Origin of the sequence: Acrocarpospora catenulata, assembly GCF_018476525.1 — a bacterium.
GTDB classification, from domain to species: domain Bacteria; phylum Actinomycetota; class Actinomycetes; order Streptosporangiales; family Streptosporangiaceae; genus Acrocarpospora; species Acrocarpospora catenulata.
Genome location: NZ_JAHCST010000030.1, coordinates 64,756 through 75,985, shown reverse-complemented (window position 1 = coordinate 75,985; position 11,230 = coordinate 64,756). Strand labels below are relative to the sequence as shown.

Annotated in this window: 10 protein-coding genes; 7 read left to right on the top strand and 3 right to left on the bottom strand. The window is 68.4% G+C overall.

Annotated features, from left to right (window positions below):
- Window positions 1–42 precede the first annotated feature (42 nt).
- From KIP79_RS26995 to KIP79_RS26980, 4 genes are read left to right on the top strand one after another with little or no spacing between them, the layout of a single operon-like run.
- Window positions 43–1,359, top strand: a complete 1,317-nt coding sequence (locus tag KIP79_RS26995; RefSeq protein ID WP_214107732.1) for an ABC transporter substrate-binding protein — start codon at window positions 43–45, stop codon at window positions 1,357–1,359.
- Between the two features lie 8 nt (window positions 1,360–1,367).
- Complete coding sequence (locus KIP79_RS26990; protein WP_214107731.1) at window positions 1,368–2,258, top strand: carbohydrate ABC transporter permease; 891 nt, start codon at window positions 1,368–1,370, stop codon at window positions 2,256–2,258.
- Window positions 2,258–3,115 (top strand): carbohydrate ABC transporter permease, encoded by an 858-nt coding sequence (locus tag KIP79_RS26985; RefSeq protein WP_214107730.1) that lies wholly within the window; start codon window positions 2,258–2,260, stop codon window positions 3,113–3,115. Before KIP79_RS26990 ends, KIP79_RS26985 begins: the two co-directional genes overlap by 1 nt.
- A 14-nt stretch (window positions 3,116–3,129) precedes the next feature.
- Window positions 3,130–4,128 (top strand): LacI family DNA-binding transcriptional regulator, encoded by a 999-nt coding sequence (locus KIP79_RS26980; RefSeq protein ID WP_214107729.1) that lies wholly within the window; start codon window positions 3,130–3,132, stop codon window positions 4,126–4,128.
- Here the strand turns inward: KIP79_RS26980 and KIP79_RS26975 are convergent.
- The gene (locus tag KIP79_RS26975) at window positions 4,109–6,514 is read right to left on the bottom strand and encodes a glycosyl hydrolase family 95 catalytic domain-containing protein (RefSeq protein ID WP_214107728.1); all 2,406 of its coding nucleotides are present in this window, start codon (window positions 6,512–6,514) and stop codon (window positions 4,109–4,111) included. The two genes, KIP79_RS26980 and KIP79_RS26975, sit on opposite strands and share 20 nt — an antisense overlap.
- 48 nt (window positions 6,515–6,562) lie before the next feature.
- Between KIP79_RS26975 and KIP79_RS26970 the strand changes: the two genes are divergently transcribed.
- Window positions 6,563–8,440: a beta-galactosidase gene (locus KIP79_RS26970; RefSeq protein WP_214107727.1), complete on the top strand. Its 1,878-nt coding sequence runs from the start codon at window positions 6,563–6,565 to the stop codon at window positions 8,438–8,440.
- Between the two features lie 479 nt (window positions 8,441–8,919).
- The gene (locus tag KIP79_RS26965; protein WP_214107726.1) at window positions 8,920–9,108 is read left to right on the top strand and encodes a hypothetical protein; all 189 of its coding nucleotides are present in this window, start codon (window positions 8,920–8,922) and stop codon (window positions 9,106–9,108) included.
- Window positions 9,109–9,117: 9 nt separating this feature from the next.
- On the opposite strand, the gene KIP79_RS26960 is transcribed toward KIP79_RS26965, so the two are convergent.
- Window positions 9,118–9,708, bottom strand: coding sequence for a class I SAM-dependent methyltransferase (locus tag KIP79_RS26960; RefSeq protein WP_214107725.1), 591 nt, complete (start codon window positions 9,706–9,708; stop codon window positions 9,118–9,120).
- On the bottom strand, window positions 9,708–10,472 hold the full coding sequence (locus KIP79_RS26955; protein ID WP_214107724.1) for an SDR family oxidoreductase: 765 nt from the start codon (window positions 10,470–10,472) through the stop codon (window positions 9,708–9,710). Before KIP79_RS26955 ends, KIP79_RS26960 begins: the two co-directional genes overlap by 1 nt.
- Window positions 10,473–10,780: 308 nt before the next feature.
- Here KIP79_RS26955 and KIP79_RS26950 point away from each other — a divergent pair, with 308 nt between their 5' ends.
- Entirely contained in the window at window positions 10,781–11,227 is a 447-nt protein-coding gene (locus KIP79_RS26950) for a YbjN domain-containing protein (protein ID WP_214107723.1), read from the top strand.
- Window positions 11,228–11,230: the final 3 nt, after the last annotated feature.

Below are 11,230 nucleotides of genomic sequence, written 5' to 3'. Positions count from 1 at the left end.
AACGTTCCCAGAGACCTCCCGACCCCTGACCCGGAGGCACATATGCGTACACGACTGGCCGTGGCGGCGCTCGCCGTCACGCTGGCCGCCGGATGCGGCGGCTCCACCACGCCGGAGACTCCGGCCGCCTCCGGGGCTCCGTCGTCGGAGCAGCCCGCGGCGGGCCCGGTCACCCTCACCTACTGGACCTGGGCTCCGAACATGGACAAGATCGCCGAGGTGTGGAACCAGGCGCATCCCGACATCAAGGTCACCGTCAGCAAGCAGGCGGGCGGCGACGACGCGGCCGCCAAGTTCCTCACCGCCGCCAAGGCCGGCAACGCGCCCGACCTGGTCCAGGCCGAGTACCAGCACCTGCCCTCGTTCGTGGCCGCCGAAGCGGTCGCCGACCTGGCCGCCGAGACCGCCGCGGTGAAGGCCGAGTACAGCCCCGGCCTCTGGGGCCTGGTCACCCTCGGCACCGAGAGCGTGTACGCGATCCCGCAGGACAGCGGCCCGATGATGCTCTACTACCGCAAGGACCTCTTCGAGAAGTACGGCATCTCCGTCCCCACCACCTGGGAGGAGTACGCGGAGGCCGCCCGCAAGGTACACAAGGCCAACCCCAAGGTCTACCTGGGCAGCTTCTCCAGCAAGGACCCCGGCTGGTTCGCCGGGCTCGCCCAGCAGGCGGGCGCCCAGTGGTGGTCGATCGCCGGCGACGCCTGGAAGGTCGGCATCAACGACGCCGCCACCACCAAGGTCGCCGACTTCTGGGGCGGCCTGGTCAACGAAGGCGTGATCGACGACCAGCCGTACTTCACCCCGGAGTGGAACAAGGCGCTCAACGACGGCACCCAGCTGAGCTGGCCGTCCGCCGTCTGGGGGCCGGGCGTGCTGGAGAGCAACGCGCCCAAGGGCAAGGGCAAGTGGGCGATCGCGCCGCTGCCGCAGTGGAACGCCGGGGAGAGCTTCAGCGGGTTCTGGGGTGGCTCGTCCACCGCGGTCTCGGCCAACTCGAAGAACAAGGCCGCCGCGGTGGCCTTCGCGACCTGGCTGAACAGCGACCCGGCCGCGCTCGACCTGCTGGTCAAGGAGGCGTTCGTCTACCCGGCCGCCACCAAGGGCCAGGCCGCGCTCGGCGACCCCCCGGCGTACTTCGCGGAGAGCCAGCCCGACTTCTGGCAGCAGGCCTCGGCCATCGGCGCGACGGCGCGCGGCTTCACCTTCGGGCCGAACGTGGGCGTCACCTACAACGCGTACAAGGACGGCTTCGACAAGGCCATCCAGAACAAGTCGGCGTTCGGCGCGGCCGTGCAGTCCATGCAGGACGCGACGGTGTCGGACATGCAGAAGTCCGGCTTCACGCTGGCTCAGTAAGGCGTCAGATGTCCACGGCACGCGGCGGCGCTCCCCGGAGCGCCGCCCCCTACCTCTTCCTGACCCCCGCCATCGTGCTCTTCACGCTCTTCCTGGCGCTGCCCATCGGCTACACCGTCTACCTGAGCCTGCGGCGGACCAAGGTCTCCGGGCTCGGTCTGGGCCGGGGCTCCCGGCGGGAGATCTTCGTCGGCCTGGACAACCTGCGGGTCGCCGTCGCCGACGGCGAACTGTGGGCGGGCGCGCTGCGCGTGCTCGGCTACGGCACGCTGGTGCTGGTCGTCATGCTCGGCCTGGCGCTGCTGTTCGCGCTGATCCTGGACTCGGCCTATGTGCGTCTGGCGCGGTTCGGACGAATCTCGATCTTCCTGCCGTACGCGGTGCCCGGCGTGGTGGCCTCGCTGCTCTGGGGGTTCCTCTACCTGCCCAGCCTGACGCCGATCGGCGGGATCGACTTCCTCGGCGCGAGCGCGGTCACGTACTCGATGGCCAACATCGCCGTCTGGGGCGGCACCGGGTTCAACATGCTGGTGCTCTACACCAACCTGCGGGCCATCCCGCGCAGCTACTACGAGGCGGCCCGGATGGACGGCGCCTCCGAGGTCGCCATCGCGCTCCGGATCAAGATCCCGATGCTGGTTCCGGCGATCATCCTGACCACGGTGTTCTCGGTGATCGCGACCATCCAGGTGTTCACCGAACCGACCACGCTCCGCCCGTTGAGCAACACGATCAGCTCGACCTGGAGCCCGCTGATGAAGGTCTACCGGGACGCCTTCGTGACCGGCGACCTGTACTCGGCGGCGGCGACCTCGCTGGTGATCGCGGGGGTCTCGCTGGTGCTGTCGTTCGGATTCCTGCGCGTGGTGCGCGGACACGCCTTCGAGGAGGAGCGGTGATGGGCACACGGACGCGGCCCCAGACGGCAAGGAGCCTCGGACTGGTGCCCACCGGCCTGCTGGTGCTCGGCGCGATCTACTGCCTGCTGCCGGTGAGCTGGGTGCTCGTCTCGGCCACCAAGTCGCCAGGAGAACTGTTCACGCTGAGCACGTTCGCGCCGGGGAGCGGGTTCTTCGACAACCTCCGGCAGCTCAACGCCTACCGGGACGGGGTGTTCTGGCGGTGGATGGCCAACACCGCCCTGTACGCGGGGGGCGGCGCGCTGCTGTCCACGCTCGTGTCGGCGGCGTCGGGGTTCGCGCTCGCCAAGTACCGGTTCCGGGGACGGAACCTGATCTTCAACATCCTGATCGGCGGCATCCTGGTGCCCTCGGTGGTGCTGGCGATCCCGCAGTACCTGCTCTTCGCCAAGCTCGGTCTCGCCGACACCTACTGGGCCGTGCTGCTGCCGCAGATCCTGCACCCGTACAGCATCTATCTGGCGCGGGTGTACGCCGGGGTGGCCATCCCCGACTCGCTGCTGGAGGCCGGGCGGATCGACGGCAGCGGCGAGTGGCTGCTGCTCACCCGGGTCGGCCTGCCGCTGATGGTCCCCGGAATGGTGACCGTCTTCCTGTTCCAGTTCGTCGCCATCTGGAACAACTTCCTGCTGCCGTTCATCATGCTCGGCGACGACGGCAAGTTCCCGCTCACCGTCGGGCTGTACACGCTGCTGGCGGCCGGAGCCAACCAGCCGTCCCTGTACAACCTGATCATCACGGGGGCGCTACTGTCGATCATTCCGCTGATCGCACTGTTCCTGACAATGCAGCGGTACTGGCGTACCGACCTGTCCGGCGGCGCCATCAAGGGCTAGTGGACAATACTTCTGTGAAACGGCCGACAATCCACGACGTCGCGGCGGCGGCGGGGGTTTCCCGGGGGACGGTCTCGCGCGTGCTCAACGGCGACCGGTATGTGAGCACGGCGGCCCGGCTGGCGACCGAGCGTGCCATCGCGGAGACCGGGTACGTGGTCAACCGGAACGCGCGCAGCCTGGTCACCCAGCGGGCCGGGTCGGTGGTGATGGTCCTCTCCGAACCGCAGGAGAAGATCTTCGAGGACCCGAACTACAGCACCACCATCCGGACCGCGATCCGGCGGCTCGCCACCCGCGACCTGTCGCTGGTGATGATGATCGCCGGGGACGCCGGGGACCGGGAGCGGGTCCTGCGCTATGTGAAGGGCGGTCACGCCGACGGTGTCCTGCTCCAGTCCACCCACGCCGGCGACCCGCTGGTGGACGCGCTGGACGGGATCCACATCCCCGCCGTCTCGTGCGGCGCGGTGATCGGGCGGGAGAACGTCATCCCCTACGCGGCCTGCGACGAGCGCGGCGGCGCCCAGCAGATGACACGGTACCTGGTCGAGCAGGGGCGCAGGAAGATCGCCATGATCACCGGGCCGATGGACACGCCCGGCGGCATCCAGCGGCTGGAGGGCTTCGCCGACGTGCTGGGGCGCAAGGCCTCCAAGAAGCTCATCGAGCACGGCGACTGGACGCGGCTCAGCGGGGAGAGCGCGATGGCGCGGCTGCTGGAGCGCTCCCCCGACATCGACGCGGTCTTCGCCGCCTCCGACGTGATGGCGGCGGGCGCGCTGTCCACGCTGCGGGCGGCTGGACGCCGGGTTCCGGAGGACGTGGCGCTGGGTGGGTTCGACGACTCGGCGGTGGCGATGTCCACCCATCCGGCGCTGACCACCATCCGGCAGCCGCTGGCGGAGATCGCCGAGGAGACGGTCCGGCTGCTGCTGGACCTGATCGACGGGGCCGAGCATGTGCCGTCGGTTACGGTGCCCACTCGGTTGATCATCCGGGATTCGGCCTAGTTCGGGCTTGGAAGCGTGTCGGGCGGCCGGCTTCGAGGTGGAGTTGGCGGCCGTTCACTCGTGCGGTGGTCGTTTCCGTCGCGGTCAGGGTGGCCCGCAACTCGTTCTTGGACCAGATCAGGTCGTCCACTCGGATGCCGCCGCGGGCCAGCAGTCCTGTGGCCTGGCCTTTTTCCCATGGGCAGGCGGGGAGCAGGTCGATCGCGACCGGAAAGTCCGTTGAACGCAGGAGCATGGCGGCGATGAGTGCGGGGACCCCGCCGCAGATGTCCACGTTGAAGATCGCATCACGGTTGTGGGTGGAGACCAGGTTGGGGCGCCAGTAGCGGGTGGTGAGCAGGGTGAGGGCCTCGTGTGCCTCCGCCGTCAGGCCGAGTCCGGCCGCTGCCAGGCCTAGCTGTGTCAGGCCGAAGGCCATTTCGTCGGCTTCTTCGCCGCGCCACCAGTCCAGTCTCTTTCGTATGGCTGCCGCCCCCGGGGTGGCGAGGGTCTGGTCGGGTTCGTACCAGAAGGGGTAGAGGTGGCTGGCGTGGCGGTGGGCGTGGTTCTCGGCCATGTCCCAGGCCCATTCGGCCAGTTCCCCTGACGGGGTGGTCCGGTATTCGGGCAGGCGGTCGGTCAGCCGCCGCCATCGGGGGTCCGGGGCTACGCGGTCGAGGTTGCGGAGGAGGTCGCGTACCGCTGCGAGGTCCATCGTGGCGTTGATGGCGGCCTGGGTGGTGTGTCCCGGTGGGGCGTTCTCCGGGGAGTACGAGGGGACGAAGTTTCCCCGTTCGTCGAGGAAGTCCTCGTAGAACGTGGCGGTTTCGGTCATGAACGGGATCGCTCGTTCCCGGAGGAAGGTCTCATCGCGGGTGTAGCTGAAATAGTCGAAATAGAGCCGTGAGAGCCAGGCTGCCCCCGCTGTCCAGAATGTCTGGCACCAACGTGGGCCGAAGTGGTTCTGAAGCCCGTGGGTGGAGATATGCACCGGCGTCAGGATTCCTCGGCATCCGTACAGGCGCTGGGTGTTCTGCCGGAAGTCCGGCAGCAGCCTGTCGAACAGGTCGAACGCCGGAAGCATGAGCTCGGGCGTGCCGGTGGCCATCAGTGCCGCGACCGCCGCCTGGAAATTTCCGTCTATCGTGTACCCGGATTGCCAGGCGGGCGTGAACGTCCCACTCCAAACGCCCTGAAGCGTGGGCGGCAATTCCCCGATACTGGAAATAATGGCATATCGGCCCGCCGCATAAAGCGCCTCGACAAGCCCTTCCCCACCTCTCTGAATAACCTCCTCCGAATCAACCACCGCCTCGCCCGTGGTCAACCGAAGCTGCGACCGTCCGAACAGTTCCCCATGAACGGCGGCATGCTCCGCCATCACCTCCGCAAAATCACGCGGTCGCGGTTCCTCCCCCTCAAGCCCCACCACAACCCGCGCCGTGATCGTGACCGCCGTCGCGCCCCGCACCTCCACCGAGCTACCGCTGCTCCACAGATGGCCGCCCTCGGCTGTCACCTGGCAGTCGACGCGATATCCCGTGTTGCCCTGATGCTCCAGTTGTCGGTCTCCATGCCGAGCCAGATTCCCGAAGCTCTCCGCCTCCTGGGATGAAGTGAATGCGGCGATCAACCGGATGGTGAAGTTCCCGGTGTTCGTAGTCGTGTAGGCGATCGGAATGGGCGGGGTGCCAGGGGGCGGGGCCAGGGTCAGGCAGCCACTGACGTCGCCGGTGAGGCGGATGACGATGAGATCATCCGGCCGAGAGGCCACGACCTGTTGGGTCAACTCATTGACCTTCGTTCCCGGAGGCGCAATCCGCCCTTCCGGCGGAGCCGGGTCCGACCGAGGGTGGGAGTCCCCCGACAACCAACCCCTCGTGTGCCGGAACGGCAACCAACCCTCCCGGCGGAGCCGGTCCCGGACCCAGAGGGTCAGACGGGTGGGTGGGCGGGAGCCCCCGGCAACCGATCTTCCCGGGCGTGGGGACGGGACGGGGGCGCCCTGAGCGACCACGCCGGTGGTGAAGTCGCAGGACCGGGTGTAGCTGGTGAGAGGGGCCAGGGGATGGAAGGTGAGGGTGGCGGCGGAGATCAAGGGGTTGATGTCGCGGAGGTTGGTGTAGGCCGGGTTCTCGGCTGTGGCGTGGGAGAGAACCAGGTCGGCGGCCTCCTGGTAGGCGCCGGAGTAGAGGAGGGCGCGCAGGCTCGGGAGGATGCGAGCGGTGTCCGGGGGGTCGAGGGGTGGGATGGCGGGGAGGAAGAGGTGTTCGTGGGAGAGGGTGACGTGGAGGGCTTTGGGGGTGCCGTGGATGAGGGCGCCCTGGTGGCCGTTTCCGGTGATCAGGGCGTGTTCCCAGTCGGGGGCCGGGGTGCGGGAGGTGAAGCCGTTGACACCGGAGATCATGGGAATTAGTTTGACGTCCAGCCAAAAAACGGGCAAGAGGGGGCGGGGATGGAAGGGCTCTGCTATGGCGGGGACTACAACCCGGAGCAGTGGCCCGAGGAGGTCTGGCGGGAGGATGTCGCGCTGATGCGCGAGGCCAGGGTCAACCTGGTGACGGTGGGCGTGTTCGCATGGTCGAGGCTGGAGCCACGGGAGGGCGTCTACACCTTCGACTGGCTCGACCGGGTTCTCGATCTGCTGGCCGAGAACGGGATCCGGGTCAATCTCGCGACCCCGACGGCGTCACCCCCGCCCTGGTTCAGCCTGGCCCACCCGGATGCCCTCACCGTCACCGCCGACGGCGTCCGCCTCACCCACGGCAGCCGCGACACGTACTGCGTGAGCGCCCCGGCGTACCAGGAGGCGGCGAAGCGGATCGCGGCGGCGCTGGCCGACCGGTACGGCGAGCATCCCGCCCTGGCCATGTGGCACGTGCACAACGAGTACGGCACCTGGTGCCACTGCGACCACGTCGCCGCCGCCTTCCGCATCTGGCTGACGGCCAGATACGGCACCCTGGACGCCCTCAACGAGGCCTGGACCACCGCGTTCTGGAGCCAGTACTACTCCGACTGGGCCCAGATCATGCCCCCGCGAAAGACCCAGTACCTCCCCAACCCCGCCCAGACCCTGGACTTCCGCCGTTTCCTCTCCGACGAGATGCTCGCCCGCTACCGCGACCAGCGCGACATCCTCCGTCCCACCGGAGTCCCCATCACCACCAACTTCGTCTTCGGCGCCTGGGTGCCCGTGGACCACTGGCGCTGGTCGGCGGAGGTCGACCTGGTCGCCATCGACGACTACCCGTCGGGGAACGCGGCGGAGGAGTCCGCGTTCGCGGCGGATCTGGCCAGGTCCTGGGCGCGGGAACGGCCCTGGATCCTGATGGAGCAGGCGGCCGGCGTGCAGTACACGGGACGGCGCATGCGCGCCAAGGACCCCGGCGAGATGGCCCGCCACACGATGCAGCACATCGCCAGGGGCGCCCGCGGCGCGATGTTCTTCCAGTGGCGGGCCTCCCGCGGCGGAGCCGAGCAGTGGCACCACGGCATGGTCCCCCACGCCGGCCCCGCCTCCCGCACCTTCCACGAAATATCCGCACTAGGCCGGACGCTGGCCGAGCTCCCGCCCCACACGCCCGCCATCGACACCGAGATCGCCATCCTCTGGGACTACGACTCCTGGTGGGCCCTGCAAGCCCCCGGTCTCCCCTCCACCGAGATCGACTACCTCGATTCCGTCCGCCAGACCCACCGCGCCCTCTGGCGCAACGGCACCGTCCCCGACTTCACCCACCCATCCCACGACATTTCGCGATATCGCACGATATTCGCTCCGAATTTGTACGTGATCACCGACGCGGGAGCCGCCAACCTGACCGCCTTCGTCGCCCAGGGCGGCACCTTGATCGTCTCTTACCTCACCGGAATCACCGACGAGCACACCCGCGTCCGCCTCGGCGGCCACCCCGGCGCGCTCCGTGACCTGCTCGGCCTGACCATCGACGAGTTCCGCCCCCTCGATGCCCCGCTGACCCTCTCCACCGGCCAGACCGCCACCCGCTGGTCGGAAAGCCTCCACCTGACCGGCGCCCAGGCCGTCGCCACCTACCCGGACGGCACCCCCGCCATCACCCGCCACGCCCACGGCGCCGGCACCGCCTGGTACGTCTCCACCCACCTGACCGACGACGGCTACGCCGACCTGCTCACCATGATCGGCCTCCCGGCCCCCGCCGACCCACCGGGCGTCGAGCGGATCGTCCACCGGGACGGCACGACGTACACAATCAACCACACAACAACCACACTGGGCCCGGGCCTTTCCCCGGGAGGTTTCATAGTCCACCCCGGACCGGTAAAGGCAGAAACGGGCCAGGAATGGTGACTTATCGGGCAGTTGTTGGACTATGACGCGGATGTTGCGTCGGCCTACTCTCCTCCCGCCGGTCCCGACGGCCGGTCCAGGTGGCCGGGAACAGGTGTTTCCGGCCGCTTCGGGCGCCCCGGCCTCACCGTCCGCGCGGCCGGGGCGCCTGCGTTCGATGTCAAGAGAGCCTTAAATGACAACCGGCACCGGGTGACAACCGTCAAACTCTGCAAGCGAAAAACAAGGAGACGGCTAGTCACCCGGCGCATAGTCTGCTCAGGACAGCGGAAGGAGGGCGATCATCATGGCCATAAAGGGAACCCGCCGACGAATCCGCGTTCCCCGGACGCGCGTCAAGCGGACGAAGGTCTACGATCTCGACCTCCGTTCCCCGTCTGGCCGACTCCTGCCCTACTGACCGCTTTACAGCGGTTTTATGCCGTCAGCTGTAGACAACCATCGATGGTAACGGGTACGTCACGGTCGGGGGGATAGCGATGCTCAAGGTGGTGCCGCCGCTGGCCAAGGTCAGGGACATCCGCTCCGCGCCGCGCCGTAGGGCGCTCCGCGGCTGGGTCCGTGACGTCCGCAGGAACGACGACTCCAAGGTCATCGACCTGCACGCCTACCGAGGCGGCAAGATCATTCATTTCCCGCGCCAGGACGGGCCGCCGGCGGGAGCCTGAGCGGCGACGTCACCGGATGGCCCGGAAGACCGTCAGCGCCCGCAGTTCGTGTCGTCGTACGCGGGCGAACAGCCTCGTCAGCGCCTCGTCGATCTGGGCGAGCCGCTCGTCGGGCAGGCGGAACCGCCGGGCGAGGAGCGGCGGGCTGGTCCCGCCGTGCCAGGCGATCAGCACGGTCCCGCCCGGACGGGTCACCCGGCGCAGCTCGCTCAGCCCCTTCCCCAGATCCGGCCAGAGCGCCACGTTGTTCACCGAGACCACGTGATCGAAGTAGCCGTCGGCGAAGCCGGTCGCGTCAGCCGTACCCAGGCGGAGGTCGGCGCGACCGGCGTTGCGGCGGGTGGCCAGCGCCCGCATCTCGGCGGACGGGTCCACCCCGTAGATCCCGGCGCCCGACCGGGCCAGGATCGCGATCAGCGCGCCGGGACCGTACCCGACCTCCAGGACCCGCTCCCCCGGGCGGGGGGCCATCAGCAGCGCGAGTTCCTTCTGCCGGTTGGTCATCCGCATGAAACGCCCGGCCCAGCGCCCGGCCCGGCCCTCAGGAAAGGCGAACGGCGAACTGACGGGCCGGTCGATGGCCCAGCACTTGATCTCCATCAGTGCGGAGTCGGCGCGTGCCCGGCCTTCACGTTCGCCGCCACGAACTCGCTGAAGGTGATCCTGCCGGTCGCGTGCTCCGGTGCCAGGTGCAGGCCCCGCCGGAAGGCGTCGGCCGCCCGGCCAGGCACCCAGACCGGGAAGAGCACCCGGTGCTGCCCCGTCGCCCGCAGGTAGATCGAGATCGCCTCACGCACCGGCAGCACCTCGGGCCCGCCCATGTCGGGCACCCGCCCGGCCGGCGGCCCCATCGCCAGCTCCGCCAGCCGCTCGGCCACCTCCTCGCTGGCCACCGACTGCACCTTCCACCCGTTCGGCACCGGCACCACCGGCGACTTGCTCAGCAACTGCGCCAGCTGCCTGACCAGCTCGTGGAACTGGGTGGCACGCAGAATCGTGTACGGCCGCCCCGAATTCTCGATCAGCCGCTCCACCTCGAACTTCTCCTGGTAGTACCGGAACGGGTGCCGGTCCACCCCCACGATCGAGATGTAGACGAGGTGGGCCCCCGGCTCCGCCGCGGCCAGCAGGTTCCTGGCCGCCGCCAGGTCCGCGCCCCGCTTGCGGGGATCGCTGGCCAGGTGCAGGATCGTGTCCACCCCCGCGACCGCCGCGTCCAGTCCGGTCCCCTTCACCAGATCTCCCTGGTACGTCCCGGTGGTGCGGCTGAGCACCCGGACCTCCTGGGTGCCGAACGAGAGCCGGTCGACGACGTGGCGGCCCAGGACACCGGTACCGCCCGTGACAAGGATTGATTGCTTCATGTTTCTCAGAACCGGTGAAGCCCCCCGAAAGTGACGGTGTCCTCATCGATTTGCCGGGAGACGTACCTGAGTTTGTCGGGATTCAGCTCCGAGCGGGGGCGATGATCGCTCCCCGTTCGTTTCGAACACCACCACTAGGGTTATCTTTCCCCCCACTATCGGGATCAATCCCGATTAGCCGCTGACCTCGGCAAATGCACTGGATGCCGGGATTGCGACCCGCGGTGCAGGCGAACATTCTTGCTCTCTCCACGGCCAACCCGCGACAGGGTCGTCAAAGACGACCGCCGGTCTGTCAGGATGGAGGGGTGAGCCCATCCCCGGCCGTGGTCCAGCCCGACCAGGAACTGATCATCGAGATCCTCAACGAACTCGACATCGATTTCACCTTCGACTCCGACGGCGATCTCGCGATCTCCACTGACGCGCTCACGGTGTTCTTCCTGTTCGGCGCGGAAGGCGATCTCTTCACGATCCGTACCTTCTACGACCGGCACTACGCGATCGAGGAGAAGCCCGTCCTGCTGACCGCGTTGAACGAGTGGAACACCGACACCATGTGGCCGAAGGTCTACGCCTTCACCCCCGACAACGGGGTCATCCGGGTCATCGGCGACGCCCAGCTCTACATCGGCGCGGGCGTCACCCGCGAGCACCTGACCACCATCGTGGCCCACTGGGTCCGCTTCGCCATCAAGTTCCACCGCTGGCTGACCGACCGCCTCGCCTTCGAAGACGAGAACTCGGACCCGTGACAC